The 14,476-nt window shown below is 44.3% G+C and carries 19 protein-coding genes; 13 read left to right on the top strand and 6 right to left on the bottom strand.

All coding sequences use genetic code 11. The annotated features are described in order from the left end of the window. The first annotated feature begins 72 nt into the window (after positions 1–72). Both MMA19_RS18745 and MMA19_RS18750 read left to right on the top strand, forming a co-directional pair. Positions 73–414, top strand: coding sequence for a DUF2956 domain-containing protein (locus tag MMA19_RS18745; protein WP_240206946.1), 342 nt, complete (start codon positions 73–75; stop codon positions 412–414). Then, the gene (locus tag MMA19_RS18750) at positions 398–748 is read left to right on the top strand and encodes a DUF4156 domain-containing protein (protein ID WP_006071068.1); all 351 of its coding nucleotides are present in this window, start codon (positions 398–400) and stop codon (positions 746–748) included. The genes MMA19_RS18745 and MMA19_RS18750 overlap by 17 nt, the downstream gene beginning before the upstream one ends. 83 nt (positions 749–831) lie before the next feature. Here MMA19_RS18750 and MMA19_RS18755 read toward each other — a convergent pair whose 3' ends face one another. Next, positions 832–1,113 carry a helix-turn-helix domain-containing protein gene (locus MMA19_RS18755; RefSeq protein ID WP_006071066.1) on the bottom strand — a complete coding sequence of 94 codons (282 nt, stop codon included), beginning with the start codon at positions 1,111–1,113 and terminating at the stop codon, positions 832–834. 293 nt (positions 1,114–1,406) lie between these two features. Here MMA19_RS18755 and MMA19_RS18760 point away from each other — a divergent pair, with 293 nt between their 5' ends. Genes MMA19_RS18760 through MMA19_RS18775 form a run of 4 tightly spaced genes read left to right on the top strand, consistent with a single transcriptional unit; the run spans position 1,407 to position 3,824 of the window. Then, positions 1,407–1,757, top strand: a complete 351-nt coding sequence (locus MMA19_RS18760; protein WP_006071064.1) for an ArsC family reductase — start codon at positions 1,407–1,409, stop codon at positions 1,755–1,757. Between the two features lie 34 nt (positions 1,758–1,791). After that, the gene (dapE, locus tag MMA19_RS18765) at positions 1,792–2,928 is read left to right on the top strand and encodes a succinyl-diaminopimelate desuccinylase (protein ID WP_240206947.1); all 1,137 of its coding nucleotides are present in this window, start codon (positions 1,792–1,794) and stop codon (positions 2,926–2,928) included. Between the two features lie 2 nt (positions 2,929–2,930). Beyond that, the gene (locus MMA19_RS18770; protein ID WP_240206948.1) at positions 2,931–3,605 is read left to right on the top strand and encodes a M15 family metallopeptidase; all 675 of its coding nucleotides are present in this window, start codon (positions 2,931–2,933) and stop codon (positions 3,603–3,605) included. 9 nt (positions 3,606–3,614) lie between these two features. Beyond that, the gene (locus MMA19_RS18775; protein WP_006071058.1) at positions 3,615–3,824 is read left to right on the top strand and encodes a DUF2897 family protein; all 210 of its coding nucleotides are present in this window, start codon (positions 3,615–3,617) and stop codon (positions 3,822–3,824) included. Positions 3,825–3,839: 15 nt separating this feature from the next. On the opposite strand, the gene bamC is transcribed toward MMA19_RS18775, so the two are convergent. Beyond that, on the bottom strand, positions 3,840–4,859 hold the full coding sequence (bamC, locus tag MMA19_RS18780) for an outer membrane protein assembly factor BamC (protein ID WP_006071057.1): 1,020 nt from the start codon (positions 4,857–4,859) through the stop codon (positions 3,840–3,842). 50 nt (positions 4,860–4,909) lie between these two features. Next, positions 4,910–5,788 (bottom strand): 4-hydroxy-tetrahydrodipicolinate synthase, encoded by an 879-nt coding sequence (gene dapA, locus MMA19_RS18785; protein WP_038227841.1) that lies wholly within the window; start codon positions 5,786–5,788, stop codon positions 4,910–4,912. Between the two features lie 286 nt (positions 5,789–6,074). Between dapA and MMA19_RS18790 the strand changes: the two genes are divergently transcribed. Together MMA19_RS18790 and bcp are read left to right on the top strand one after the other, a co-directional pair. Further along, entirely contained in the window at positions 6,075–6,617 is a 543-nt protein-coding gene (locus MMA19_RS18790) for a glycine cleavage system protein R (RefSeq protein WP_006071054.1), read from the top strand. A 34-nt stretch (positions 6,618–6,651) separates the two neighbouring features. Continuing rightward, positions 6,652–7,125, top strand: coding sequence for a thioredoxin-dependent thiol peroxidase (gene bcp / locus MMA19_RS18795; protein ID WP_240206949.1), 474 nt, complete (start codon positions 6,652–6,654; stop codon positions 7,123–7,125). Between the two features lie 77 nt (positions 7,126–7,202). On the opposite strand, the gene MMA19_RS18800 is transcribed toward bcp, so the two are convergent. Together MMA19_RS18800 and MMA19_RS18805 are read right to left on the bottom strand one after the other, a co-directional pair. Next, the gene (locus MMA19_RS18800) at positions 7,203–8,273 is read right to left on the bottom strand and encodes an AI-2E family transporter (protein WP_240206950.1); all 1,071 of its coding nucleotides are present in this window, start codon (positions 8,271–8,273) and stop codon (positions 7,203–7,205) included. 3 nt (positions 8,274–8,276) lie between these two features. Then, positions 8,277–8,504 carry a sulfurtransferase TusA family protein gene (locus MMA19_RS18805; protein ID WP_038167498.1) on the bottom strand — a complete coding sequence of 76 codons (228 nt, stop codon included), beginning with the start codon at positions 8,502–8,504 and terminating at the stop codon, positions 8,277–8,279. Between the two features lie 291 nt (positions 8,505–8,795). Between MMA19_RS18805 and MMA19_RS18810 the strand changes: the two genes are divergently transcribed. Genes MMA19_RS18810 through MMA19_RS18825 form a run of 4 tightly spaced genes read left to right on the top strand, consistent with a single transcriptional unit; the run spans position 8,796 to position 11,619 of the window. Next, complete coding sequence (locus tag MMA19_RS18810) at positions 8,796–10,247, top strand: M48 family metallopeptidase (RefSeq protein WP_240206951.1); 1,452 nt, start codon at positions 8,796–8,798, stop codon at positions 10,245–10,247. Between the two features lie 22 nt (positions 10,248–10,269). After that, positions 10,270–10,620 (top strand): arsenate reductase (glutaredoxin), encoded by a 351-nt coding sequence (gene arsC, locus MMA19_RS18815; RefSeq protein ID WP_006072845.1) that lies wholly within the window; start codon positions 10,270–10,272, stop codon positions 10,618–10,620. Further along, positions 10,620–11,189, top strand: a complete 570-nt coding sequence (gene wrbA, locus MMA19_RS18820; protein ID WP_240206952.1) for an NAD(P)H:quinone oxidoreductase — start codon at positions 10,620–10,622, stop codon at positions 11,187–11,189. Before arsC ends, wrbA begins: the two co-directional genes overlap by 1 nt. A gap of 7 nt (positions 11,190–11,196) precedes the next feature. Further along, on the top strand, positions 11,197–11,619 hold the full coding sequence (locus tag MMA19_RS18825; RefSeq protein WP_006072843.1) for a DUF2069 domain-containing protein: 423 nt from the start codon (positions 11,197–11,199) through the stop codon (positions 11,617–11,619). Positions 11,620–11,712: 93 nt separating this feature from the next. Here the strand turns inward: MMA19_RS18825 and MMA19_RS18830 are convergent, their stop codons facing one another. Continuing rightward, positions 11,713–12,933: a DUF2066 domain-containing protein gene (locus tag MMA19_RS18830; RefSeq protein ID WP_240206953.1), complete on the bottom strand. Its 1,221-nt coding sequence runs from the start codon at positions 12,931–12,933 to the stop codon at positions 11,713–11,715. Positions 12,934–13,207: 274 nt separating this feature from the next. On the opposite strand from MMA19_RS18830, the gene MMA19_RS18835 reads away from it, so the two are divergent. Next, positions 13,208–14,449, top strand: coding sequence for a uracil-xanthine permease family protein (locus MMA19_RS18835; protein ID WP_062460781.1), 1,242 nt, complete (start codon positions 13,208–13,210; stop codon positions 14,447–14,449). Positions 14,450–14,476 lie beyond the last annotated feature (27 nt).

Raw genomic sequence — 14,476 nt, forward strand, 5'->3', positions numbered from 1 at the left:
TTAATGGCGCAATGATTCAAGTTCAAACTCTTGGTTATGATAAAATGCAGCAAATTTTGAGTTAGGATGAGTATGAAAACCAACAAAAGTGCGCCTTCTGTAGAAACGCAGCAAGAAGCGATGCGCATAGCGAAATCAACCCAAAAGCCTGGTCAAACAAAAGAACAGACTAAATTGATCGCTCAAGGAATTGAAAAAGGCATCGCGCAATTTAAAAAACAGCAGAAAGAAAAAAAACGTCAGGCAGATAAAGCGCTAAAAAAACAGAAAAGAGATAAGCAGCAACGTGACCACGTTGAATCAGACAATCAAACACAAGACATTCAAGTTCAGGAGGTAGGCTCTACCCGTTTACCTTGGATGTTGTTGGTATTTAGCTGGATAGGTTTTATTGCTTATGTTGCTCTTAACTAAACGTAGTCTCGGTGCTATCACCGCACTGATTGTGCTGCAAGGCTGCTCAACACCAGCCAATCAACTTTCATCACCGCAAGCTGAACGTGTTGAGGTAAGACTGGATGCCACTATGGATGTCTCGTCTTGCGCTTGGAAAGGCGACATCACTGGTTCAGAAGGACGCTGGTATAGCTCGATTTTTTATGGCAATGATGCACTGGCCCGTGGCGCAATGAATGACATAAAGAATCATGCAAGTGAGTTGGAAGCAGATACTGTACTTTTGCTATCCCCTCTCGACTTTCAAACATCGGTAACCTTGATAGGTAGCGCGTACCGATGTAAAAAATAAAGCCAGAGTCTTCACTCTGGCCTCATTTATCATCCATATGCACGCGGCTGATACTTAATTCACACTCAACAACGATATGCTGCTTAAACGCCAAGAGTTGACTCGATGTCATTTTGGCGTTCAATCACCCATTGGCTGTCGAATGGTCCCCAGTCAGATAACTGGTAATAACCATCATTGTGTCTACGCCCATCTTGAACAAACATGAGCTCAATGCCGATACCAGGTAGCGCCTTGATTACATCTTGAATTGTTCGGCGAGGCCACCCCGTTTTTTCGATAAGTTTTGGCACATTCGGTCTCTCGATGCTCTCAACAAGCAATGCGAGATAGAGACGACGTGCAAAAACAGGACTCAGTTCCATTGACACCTCCTATTTATGTGCATTTCCAATATATTGGATTTCAACAAGATGGTGTTGCGCTTGATCAATTTCTCGATAATCCGCGCGATATCAACAATTCAGATTTTGTAACTTTTCATCAATATCGGTTAATTTAGCTGGCTTTTCTGTTGTTTTTGCGCCATCTGTTCAGAACAAACAGATCAGACCAAGTGTGACAAAGAACAAGTTTTTGTTTATAAGGAGAGTTCTTGATAGGATGCTTGAAAACAAAATTGCCGAGTCGGCAAGTCAATTATAGAAAGGAAGTCATTATGTCGATCACCATGTTTGGGATCCCTAACTGCGACACAATTAAAAAAGCTAAAAAGTGGCTCGAAGCTAATGACGTGGAGTACACATTTCACGACTATCGTAAAAATGGTATTTCAGAGCAAATGGTTCGCGAGTTTTGTGATGCTCTAGGTTGGGAACAAGTACTAAACAAACGCGGCACGACATACCGCCAGCTCTCACAAGAGCAAAAAGACACACTTAATGAAGACTCTGCGATCTCACTTCTTGTTGAGCATCCTGCCATGATTAAACGTCCTATTGTCGATATTGACGGCAGCAAACACATTGGCTTCAAAGCGGATCAATACCAACAGATTTTCAACGCATAATTCGAATTAACGATAAGTACAAGGATCATCAAGGATGACAGACAGCCCCGTATTGGCACTCGCAAAAGATTTAATTAGTCGCGAATCAGTAACACCGGAAGATGCAGATTGCCAAAAGGTAATGATTGAACGCCTAGAAAAACTCGGTTTTGAGATCGAAGTGATGGTGTTTGAAGACACCACCAACTTCTGGGCTCGCAAAGGTAGTGAAGCGCCGCTATTCGCCTTTGCTGGCCATACCGATGTTGTACCAGCTGGACCAAAAGAACAATGGCATACCCCACCATTTGAACCAACAATCATTGATGGTCATCTTCATGGACGTGGTGCAGCAGATATGAAAGGCTCGCTAGCCTGTATGATTGTTGCGGTAGAACGATTTATAGAACAGAACCCAAACCACACGGGCTCCATTGCTTTCTTGATCACCTCTGATGAAGAAGGCCCATTTATTAACGGGACTACCCGAGTGGTCGATACCTTGATGGAGCGTAACGAGCTGATCGACATGTGTATTGTAGGAGAACCTTCAAGTACGCTAGCGGTTGGCGATGTGGTTAAAAATGGCCGTCGTGGTTCTATCACTGGTGATTTGAAAGTAAAAGGCATACAAGGTCATGTTGCTTACCCTCACCTAGCAAACAACCCAGTGCATCAAGCGCTTCCGGCATTGGCAGAGCTTGCTGCAACAAAGTGGGATGAAGGTAACGACTTCTTTCCTCCAACCAGCTTCCAGATCCCCAATCTACATTCTGGCACCGGTGCAACTAATGTGATTCCTGGTGAATTCGATGTGCAGTTCAACTTCCGTTTCAGTACTGAACTGACCGACGAAGACATCAAACAACGCGTACATTCGACACTTGACCTTCATGGGTTGGATTACGAGTTAAAATGGACATTAAGTGGTCATCCGTTCTTAACGGATAAAGGTGAATTACTGGATGCAGTAGTCGATGCCGTGGAAGAGGTCAACCATAAGAAACCTGAGCTTCTAACGACGGGTGGTACATCCGACGGCCGCTTTATTGCACGCATGGGCACTCAAGTAGTAGAGCTTGGTCCTGTTAACGCAACCATTCACAAGGTAAACGAATGTGTAAACATTGCTGACCTTGAAAAGCTCACCGATATGTACGAGAAAACTCTGTTTAATCTTTTGGGTAAATAGATATGGATAGAAAGCAGCTTGTTGGTCAAAGTGAATGTGAGCTAGTTCCACTTCAAGTTGGAAACAGAGCGTTTCTTGTGCATCAGCAAGTTAGGCAAGATTTGCACGCTCTGATTCAAGCTGCTTCATCCGAAGGATTTCAACTGTATATCGCCAGTGGATTTCGAAGTTTCGAGCGTCAACTTGGTATTTGGAACAACAAAATGTCAGGGGGTAAACCAATTCTAGACGATGATAGCCACCCCATGGATACTACCGCACTGTCTGATGAGCAAAAGGTTCTATCAATTTTGCGTTGGAGTGCTTTACCCGGTGCAAGCCGCCACCACTGGGGTACCGATTTTGATGTCTATGCCGGTAACTTGTTACCTGTTGACACTTCTCTCGCCTTAGAGCCTTGGGAATATACACAAGGTCATCAAGTACCCTTCTATCAATGGCTAAAAAACAATGCTAGCCGGTATGGTTTCCGCTTTCCTTATCAGCAAGATCGTGGCGGAGTAGCCTTTGAACCTTGGCATATCAGCCACCATGCCACGGCAGAACAATGTCTTAGCCAACTTTCCATCACATTGCTTCAAGAAACTTTAGAGCAATCAGAGATTTTGGGACAACGTGCCATACTTTCTCAACTTGATTACATCTACAATCAATATATAACAAATATACAACGTTGAGAGTGAAGTATGATTGAATGGCTATTTAACCCGTGGGTTATCATTATTGTTGTTGTAGCCGTTGTGATTGGCAACATTGCAGCACTGAAACACACCGCCAATATGAAGTTCAACCAAGAAGATAACGTCCGTTCACGTAAACATGAACTTGACCGCCTCAATGAGTTAGATAAACAAAAATATGGCGATGATGACGAAGACATAAAAAAAGGACCTTAACGGTCCTTTTTTGTTTTAGTCTTTCTTGATCACTGTCGATATCAACGGTTCTAGGGAGCGGAGCAGGTTCTCTGCTACTGGCTTACCGTCTTTATCCGTAACATTAATCGAAGTACGGTTCCCTAAATCACCGAATAGGAAGGTGTATTCGCCCGGTTCTAGATCAATTGGTTTCAAGCCAACGTCATTCCAGAACGCGTCATCCGGTGCAGCGTATTTGGCTTTTGCAGTACCTTGAGACTGGTTACGCTCTTCAATGGTGAAGCCCATCTTAGGCAGCAGCTCTGGGATCTCTTGCCACATTACATTATACGGTGTACGTGCAATGATGACTGGCAGACCACTTCTGTCCGTACCCATGCTAATCGGGATAGACTTGACCAACTCTTGAGCTCGACGAGCGGCTTCTTCACGAAGGTCTCTGTCATAGCGAGCAGTTACCAAATTGGTCATCAATGTGTTGTAACGCTCTTCGTTAACACGAGTTACTGGCTTATCTTTTCCACCCTCACGCCAATCGATCAGCTTCATTTTGAAACCATAACGATTGTTTGCTTCGAAACGGCTTATCTCGTAACGGCTACCAATCTCAACGTCCTCATCTTCAGAAACCCAAGACACCCAGTCGGTTTCGATAAAGTCATCGGTTTCTTTTCGTGCTTTGACGTTGATTTCAGCTAGCATGGTCTTGACTGTTGACCATACTTTATCCATCTCATCTTTTTGTAGCAGCCACAGTGTTACGTCGGAGCCTTGTCTTTCTACTCGAGCACCAGGGATAAGCTCTAAAACTTGTTGAGGCGGACGAATATCAACCTCACGGCCAATGCCACCCGAGTAATCCCCTTTAGGAATTTCATAATTTGGATAGAACTGAGGCGTGGCATCTTCCGGTAGCGTCCAACTTTCTAGCGGTGGCGCATCTAGGTAGTTAAAGTCATCTTTTGCTTCGCGACGAGTGTTAGGGTCACTCGAACAAGCGGCTAAAACAATAACAGCTAACGACGATACCGCTAGCTGACGAGAAAATTTCATTGATACTCCCTTAATAAGAGGAGCGATAGTTCACTCCTCTTAATGTTCTATTAGTAAATACAAGCTTCTGTTAGAGCTTGAGCAACAATAGGTTTTGCTTGCTCGGATAGTTCAACAAGAGGTAAACGTAAATCTCCGTTGTCAATCAAACCCATTTTATGCGCAGCCCACTTCACAGGAATCGGGCTAGATTCTACAAACAGATTTTTATGCAAAGGCATAAGACGTTGATTGATGATTTCAGCTTCTTCGAATTTACCTTCTAGAGCCAGCTTCATCATTTTTGCCATGTCTGCCGCTGCAATGTTGTTCGTTACGGAAATCACACCAGTGCCGCCTTGCTTGATGAAATCAAGCCCTGTCGAATCATCACCACTTAGTAAGATAAAATCTTCGCCACAAAGTTCACGATGAATTTGAACTCGTGATAAATCACCGGTCGCATCTTTAAGTGCAACAATATTTGAAATCTCAGATAAACGTGCAACCGTCTCTGGTAGTAGATCCACACCTGTACGACCAGGTACGTTGTACAAGATTTGTGGAATGTCTGTCTCTTCGGAAATCGCTTTATAATGCTGATACATGCCTTCTTGCGTTGGCTTGTTGTAATACGGTGTCACACTCAGACAACCCGCAATACCAACATTATTAAATAACCGACTAAATGTAATCGCTTCGTGCGTCGCATTTGCACCTGTACCAGCAATAATTGGTAGACGACCTTCAGCAAACTCAACCGTCTTCGCGACGACCTTGACATGTTCTTCAACAGTTAGTGTTGCAGACTCACCTGTTGTACCGACAGCAACAATACCGTCTGTACCAGCTTCAATATGATACTCAACTAGCTTTCGTAAGCTAACGAAGTCCACTTCGCCGTCTGGAGTGAATGGGGTTAATAAGGCAACAATACTTCCTGAAAACATGGTGATCTCCCTAAATTGATACTTCTTGCATGGTACTGTAATGCTATTGATAAACACAAGAGATTAAAAACGATCCCCGCAAGAAGTGAATGAATAATTATCAGATTTCAGATATGAGGCACGTATAAGGTGCGCTATTACTATTTCGAGGTGTCATCAACAGGTCAATTTTCTGGCTGATAAACTTATTCCCCTTAAATTTGTCGGTATTCGGTTACATCTATCACAAGAGCTTTACCGTTAGCTGTGCTACCATATCATCAAATAAGGACTTTAGAGTGACACCATGAATCAGTATTTAGTGATTACCGCCGTTGGTACTGACCGCCCAGGGATTTGTAATGAAGTCGTACATCTGGTCGCACAAGCCGGATGTAACATCATCGACAGTCGCATTGCCATGTTTGGTAATGAATTTACTCTCATAATGCTGATATCCGGCACCCCCAGTTACATCACAAGAGTTGAGACTACCTTGCCACTTTTAGGGCAAGAACATGATCTCATTACGATGATGAAACGTACATCCAAACACGACGCCTTACCGAATCAATATACTGTTGAAGTGTTTATTGAATCAGAAGACCGCATTGGACTCACTGAACAATTTACCCAGTTTTTCGCCGATAAACAGATCGGTCTGGCTTCATTAAGCGCGCAAACTATTGTCAAAGAGCGTGCGGGCACAGAAGTCGATCAATTCCAGATCGCTCTAACTGCTAACGTAGAAGAAAATTGCAATTTGATGCAGTTACAAGAAGAGTTCGACTCTTTGTGTCAACGCTTATCAGTAAAAGGCTCGCTGAACTTCATCAGCGGTAGTAAATAAAACAATAACACCATTCAGCTTCAAAGGAATTTCAATGAACACGTTGACTGCGGGTGCACCAGCTCCAAACTTTTCTTTGCTCGACCAAGACGGCAACACCGTCACACTACAAGACTTCAAAGGTAAGAAAGTCCTGTTTTACTTTTACCCTAAAGCTATGACACCGGGTTGCACCGTGCAAGCTCAGGGGCTACGTGACGTTAAAGCCGAGCTTGACGCTCACAACGTTGTGGTATTGGGTGTCAGTATTGACCCAGTAAAACGTCTAGGTAAATTTATTGAGCGTGATGAACTTAACTTTACGCTTCTCTCAGATGAAGACCATGCCGTTGCAGACCAATTCGGTGTTTGGGGCGAGAAGGGATTTATGGGCAAAGTCTATGATGGCTTGCACCGTATCAGCTTCTTAATCAATGAAGAAGGTGTGATTGAGCATGTATTTAATAAGTTCAAGACTAAAACTCACCACGAAGTAGTGCTTGATTACTTGAACGACAAAGCATCTTAATACACCTTGTAGTTCGGGACATTCAATTCAAAAAAGCCTCGCTTGTTTAGCGAGGCTTTTTTACTCTTTTCAGATAGCTAAGTGGCTTGCTGAGTGCCATCATCATGACTTGGTAGTGCATTCCAAACCGCTTTAACTAGCGTTGCCAATGGTATGGCAAAGAACACTCCCCAGAAGCCCCATAATCCACCAAATACCAAGACCGCAACGATAATTGCTACCGGGTGTAAATTCACCGCTTCAGAGAAGAGTACTGGTACAAGAACATTACCATCCAACGCTTGGATAATACCGTATGCTACAAGTAACCAGTAAAATTGTGGTGCTAAGCCCCATTGGAACAGACCCACCATAGCAACGGGAACCGTAACGGCTGCTGCACCGATATAAGGGATAAGTACTGAGAAACCAACCAACACGGCCAACAAGACCGAATAACGAAGATCTAGAATAGCAAAAGTGACATAACTTACTGTACCAACAATCAAGATCTCCAATACCTTACCACGAATGTAGTTAGAAATTTGCTGGTTCATCTCGATCCATACTTTATTCGCTAGACGACGGTTACGAGGTAAAACGCCGCTCGCCATGCTGACCATCTCTTCTTTATCTTTTAATAAGAAGAAAACCAGTAACGGTACTAAAATCAAATATACCGCTAGCGCCGCTAAACTAACGAGCGATGCCAGTGAGCCTTTCACTACATTTTCACCTAAAACGAGAACTTTATCTTTTACGTTACCCATAATGCTTTCGACTAAATGAATCTCAGCGAGATCAGGATATCGTTCAGGTATCGTTGCAACAAACTGCTGCATGCCGTTATACATATTTGGAATATCATTCAGCAAGTTTCCAACCTGATTCCAAATTGTTGGTACTAAACCAAAAATTGCTAACAGCATTAAACTGATAAAGAGGAGGATGACCGCTACTACTGATAGGGTTCTCGGCACACCAAGTGCGCATAGTTTACTAACCGGCCACTCTAATAAGTACGCCAAAACAATCGCCACCAATAGCGGAGCAATCAAATTACCGAAGAAGTAGATGGTAATAAATCCAAATAACAGAATTACTACCAAGCTCACTGCATCTGGGTCTGAAAAACGTCGCTTATACCAACGACGGACCATATCTAGCATCAATTAATCATCCTGTTTACGAATATTGATAACGCTCACTTCACCTTCAATCCTATGATGTATTGCCGCATTCTGGATAGATAAGTATTGAAGGACGTCCGAGACTGAGTGTTTGTCGATTAATCTCACCGACAATAGTTGTCCTATTTCAACCTGTTTAAAAGCGCGCTTGACCAAGAGTAATGACATCGGGCATCGTTCTTCCACTAAGTCTAGATGTATATCGGTCATACACTTTCCATTTGAACAGCGTTGAAACTAAACATATACGCTACGAATCTCTCAAAGTCTTCCATTGTAAAGACTTTTGATAGCATACCCAACCAGTAAGTGTTACAGAAACTATGAATAATGGATATTCACACAAACCAAAGATAACTAAATACAGCTAAGCCCGAGAATGAGAAAACCTTTCCTATCCCAGTTCCGTATGCAAAAATGAGTGGCAAGAGGATAAGGTAGGAAACCAAGTTAGGATTTCATGGTCAAAACTACCACATTTTAAGGAGTCACCTCAGTCGTATGTTGAAACGCGCCCGTTCATTGATTTGCCTATGCGTTGCTACCGCATTAAGCGTCCCTCAAGTTGCCTATGCCGAACTCGATCTTCCTGATATCGGAACTGCAGCAGGGGCGACGTTGACCATAGATCAAGAACTTATTTATGGTGATGCGTATATGCGGATGATTCGCGCTAGCTCTCCAATTGTTAATGACCCAGTGCTCAACGAGTACGTAGACTCTATTGGCCATCGATTGGTTTCCAGTGCTAATGATGTAAAGACCCCTTTCACCTTTTTTATGATACGCGACCGTAACATAAATGCTTTCGCATTCTTTGGTGGTTATGTCGCTTTGCATACGGGGCTGTTCCTTCACGCCCATACTGAAAGCGAACTGGCCTCCGTTATGGCGCACGAAATCGCCCACGTCACTCAGCGCCACTTAGCACGTAGAATGGAAGACGAAGCTCGCCGTTCACCCGCTACCGTTGCAGCACTTGTTGGTTCACTCTTATTGGCGATTGCTTCCCCTCAAGCGGGTATGGCAGCGCTCACAGCGACCACCGCGGGTTCGATGCAAGCTTCTATCAACTATACACGCAGTAACGAAAAAGAGGCCGACCGATTTGGCATTGCCACTCTTGCTCGTGCAAAGTTTGATGTCAACGATATGCCACGCTTCTTCGGTCGCCTTGCGGATGAATATCGTTATGCAAGCAAGCCGCCACCAATGTTACTAACTCACCCACTTCCAGAAGATCGTATTACCGACACTCGTGAGCGAGCTCAGAGCTATCCGCCACTACGAGTACAGCCTTCGATCAATTATCACTTGGCTCGGGCTAGAATTGTGGCCCGCTATGCTGGAATTAAGTCCGCTTCGGCAATGGATTGGTTCGAGCGAACTGCTCGTAAAGCCGGGCCGAAAATTCAGGACTCTTTCGAATACGGCAAAGCCCTAGTGTATCTAGACACAAATAAACTCGATGAAGCTGAAGCGATACTCGACAAGCTTTTAAAGAAAGATCCAAACAATAATTTCTATCTTGATGCAGCATCCGATCTTTACATTGCTCAAAAGAGGCCTGAAAAGGCAGCCGAGCTGATGAAAGAAGTCTTAACTGTTAAGCCTAATAACCCAGTCATCACTATCAATTACGCCAACGCGCTACTCAAGGGCGAAAAATACAAAGACGCAATTCAAGTTCTCCAGCGATACACTCACGAGCACCCTAATGATACTAATGGCTGGCACTTGTTATCCGAAGCTAACATTAAACTAGGCAACAGTGCCGAAGATCTCGCCGCACGCGCTGAAATCTTGGCATTGAATGCTCAGTGGGATAAATCTATTCAGCTTTACTCTCAGGCTAGTCAACTGGCCGAGTTAGGAAGCCTAAAACAGGCTCGCTATGACGCACGTATTGACCAATTACTGGTACAACGTGACCGTTTCATGGCATTACAATAAAACCAAAAAGGAATAGCCATCTATGTCAGTCACCATTTTTCATAATCCACGTTGCTCTAAAAGCCGCCAAACTCTTGCTCTTCTTGAAGAAAAAGGCATTCAACCAGAAGTAGTTAAATACCTAGATACTCCACCAACAGTAGAAAAGCTCAAAGAGATTTTTGGTCAGCTGGAATTAGAAAGCGTTCGTGCGATGATGCGTACTAAAGAAGATATTTACAAGGAACTTAATCTAGCAGATCCAGCACTGACCGATGATCAACTGTTTCAGGCTATGTTCGATAATCCAAAGCTAATCGAGCGTCCTATAGTGGTCAGCAACGGTAAAGCAAAGCACGGCCGCCCACCTGAGCAAGTGCTAGACATTCTATAATGCCATGCCAAATTCTGGTGCTTTACTACAGTCGACATGGAAGCACCAAGCAACTCGCTCGCGCAATAGCGCGAGGAGTTGAATCAGTCGAGCAATGCCAAGCCATTCTGCGTACAGTGGAAGAGTTGACGAAAGAGTCAGACTCAAAGAGTGGCGATCCGGTTGTCTCCATCAAGGATCTAAAGCAATGCGACGGTTTAGCTATGGGGAGTCCAGTTTGGTTTGGCAACATGGCTGCTCCTTTGAAGCACTTTTGGGATCAAACCACCAGCTTATGGATCGCTGGAGACCTAATCGATAAACCCGCTTGTGTGTTTACCTCATCATCTTCATTGCACGGCGGCCAAGAAAGCACCGCCATGAGTATGCTACTTCCTCTGTTACACCACGGAATGATGATTTTAGGTATTCCCTATAGTGAGCCACAGTTGCATACCACGACAACCGGTGGAACGCCTTACGGAGCATCACACGTAGCAGATTCAAGCACACAACTTAGTATTGAAGAGTCAGAGCTAGCTTTTGCGTTAGGAAAACGCTTGGCACAAACCGCCAGAAAATTGAAGTAACGGAATCATGATAGCAATCCCTTTTAAAACCAAAACCATGCGCATCTTTGCACTGGCAGCCAACTTAGCATTGCTAACTTGGGTCACTGTTTGGCACGGCTATTTGTCTCCACACCCTCACATTAGCCCCACTGCGATTACAATCGCTTGGATAATTCCGCTGCTATTACCGTTACCGGGTATTATCGCGGGAAAACCTTATACCCACGCTTGGGCGAACTTTGTGTTGATGTTGTATTTTCTGCATGCACTAACACTGCTTTATGCCGATGAAGGAGAACGTTGGCTAGCATTAGTAGAACTTCTGCTCACCTGTTCGGCCTTCGCAGGAAACATCCTCTACGCCAGATTAAAAGGAAAGGAGCTTGGACTTAAGCTGCCAAGACTGTCTTCGGTAGAGAAAAAGGAAAAGCAACGCTTCGAAGAGTAGGCTTTGAAGAAGAAGGATAGGTTCTTGTTTCAAGACCAAGAAAAAAGGAGGCATTGCCTCCTTTTTTAATCTGTAAATTTACATCTCAGCTAATTATAGCCATTCAAAAGTCAGTTGTGGCTTAGCGATTAGGCCAGATGTAGACGCTGTAGACTCTGATGAGTCCGTAGCCACATTAACCTCATCAACTGACGACACTGTTGCTGGTTCAGCGGTATCGGGCTGAGCTGGAGTATTCGCCTCAGGATTTGCCGTTGAGCTATCGACTTCAGGTAAAGTCGCAGGTACGGCAGTAGGGGCAGGCTCAACCACAGTTTCTTCCGGCAGAACTTCAACCAACTTGACTAAACCAAGCTTAAGTACTTCTTGTTCAAATGACTCAATCGAACCAAGTAAGTAAGCTCTGATAATGACTTCATCACCTTTAACTTCAGCCACTTCCACTTTCGCCGTCGAAGCTAAGCGCCCTAATGCACGTTCCAGAGTAAAGAACGCATCTGCACTCTTCATACCGGTAAAAGACACAGTAACGGTGCCTGCACTTTCGCCGCTAATCACTGTTGCATTTTTAGAGGCGTAATAGTCACTGACTTGATCGATAAGGTTAGCCATTGCAACGCCACCTGACGCTGAACCAGTGATAGGCTCTAACTGGTTTCGACCTAAGGTTTCTGGTGCTTGGTCGTATAGTGTCCAGCGTAAACTACTACCTTCAGCTCTTACAACCATCACCGCATCTACAGGATAACGCTGAGTTGCTTGTGATATTGGACCAACAAAGCCTCCCCACAAATCTGTTGGTTGAATTCCCGTCATGTCATCAAAGTCGCCAACAGGGAACGTTACTGGAAGCCCACGTCGTTTCGCTTCTTTTCTTAACTGATTCGCCGCTTCAGAATTGGTATGCTCCCAAGTGATAGCGCGATCCCGACCGTCATCTTCAACCAACCACACCATGACATTGGCGCGATCAATTGGCCAAGACGACAAATCAGCTTGCTTCAATAGGGTGTTAATTTGCTCACTATTGAATGTCATTCTTAATGCTTGCTCACCATTTAGCCGCGTGTAACCCAACTGTGTAATGAACTGAGAGCTCTTGCCTAGTGCTTTCTTTACCACGGGATTAGCCGCAGCTTTCGAATCACCACTGGCTTTAATGAGTACTTCCAGCATGCCTTGCTGGCGAGCCACTTCATCAGCGTTCGGTTCTTCAGAATTCACCACCACTTCGGTCGAGTAAATATCAACCTTGGTCAGTGCATAAGCTGGCAGTACAAAGACTGTTGCCAACAACCAAGCTAAATAACGCATAAGCATCCTAAATTACAAAGATATAAGTCGAAATGATAAGCAAGTATGAGTTCAGGAGCAAGCCAAGTGCTTCAAGGTTTGGTTAATATTTTTTGCCACAGCTCCTATCCATCAAGATCTAAAGCACGATATCTGGCCTTGTATAGCAATTTTACTAACAAATAATCCAGATTTTTTACCAAGATCATTAAGTAATCGATTGCAAAGTGATATTATCGCGCCAATTTGCCCAAAGCCCTTGGGTGAAAACTTCTATTTGCTTGGATATCAAACTATGAAAACTATCTTACAAGGTTCGCAAATGCTATTCGTCGCGTTTGGTTCCTTAGTCCTAGTACCGCTGCTTACTGGGTTAGATCCTAACGTTGCTCTGTTTGGAGCTGGTGTGGGCACACTGTTGTTCCAATTAATCACCCGTCGTAGCGTTCCTATTTTTCTAGCGTCTTCTTTTGCTTTCATCGCTCCGATCATGTTCGGTGTTCAAACTTGGGGCGTCGGTGCCACTATGGGTGGCTTGATGGCCGCAGGTGTTGTTTACGTCATAATGGGTGCCGTTATCAAAGCAAAAGGCGTGGAGATCATTCACAAGCTATTACCACCTGTTGTAGTAGGCCCGGTTATTATGGTGATTGGTCTTGGCCTAGCGCCAGTTGCTGTAAACATGGCATTGGGTAAAACTGGCGATGGCGCCATTGAACTCGTCAACGGTAATGCCGCACTATGGATTTCGTCAATTTCGCTATTAGTGACGATTGCTGTCAGTGTCTTTGCAAAAGGTTTCCTTAAGCTTCTGCCTATTTTCAGCGGAATCGTGGCGGGATATGTCACTAGTTTAGCATTTGGTGTCGTTGACTTTACTCCTGTTGTTCAAGCGTCTTGGCTGTCGATGCCAAACTTCACTACTCCCGAATTTAACATCAATGCAATTCTGTTCATGTTACCTGTTGCGATTGCACCAGCGGTTGAGCACGTTGGTGATATGCTAGCCATCTCGAACGTTACTGGTAAAGATTATTTGAAAAAGCCAGGGCTTCATCGCACCATCACAGGTGACGGCGTAGCAACAATCGCAGCCTCTATGGTAGGTGCTCCGCCAAACACGACGTATAGCGAAGTTACCGGCGCTGTGATGCTAACCAAAGCGTTCAACCCAGTTATCATGACCTGGGCGGCAGTGACTGCGATCGTCTTAGCATTGGTAGGTAAACTTGGTGCTATTTTACAAACCATCCCTGTTCCTGTGATGGGCGGCATCATGATCTTGCTGTTTGGATCTATCGCTACCGTAGGTCTGAATACACTGATTAAGAACAATGTTGATTTGCATAAATCCCGCAACTTAGTGATTGTCGCTATCACATTAGTATTCGGTATTGGCGGCATGGCATTTGGTATTGGCGACTTCAGCCTTCAAGGTGTGAGTTTGTGCGGTATTGTGGCGATTGTTCTTAACCAGATTCTTCCTCATGACCTAGGTGAGAATAAAATGGTTGATAACGCTCAAATGGAAGATTAATTGCTCTGAACGCAAAAAAGGCTGACA

The organism is Vibrio sp. CyArs1 (assembly GCF_022432925.1).
Taxonomy (GTDB): Bacteria; Pseudomonadota; Gammaproteobacteria; order Enterobacterales; family Vibrionaceae; genus Vibrio; species Vibrio mediterranei.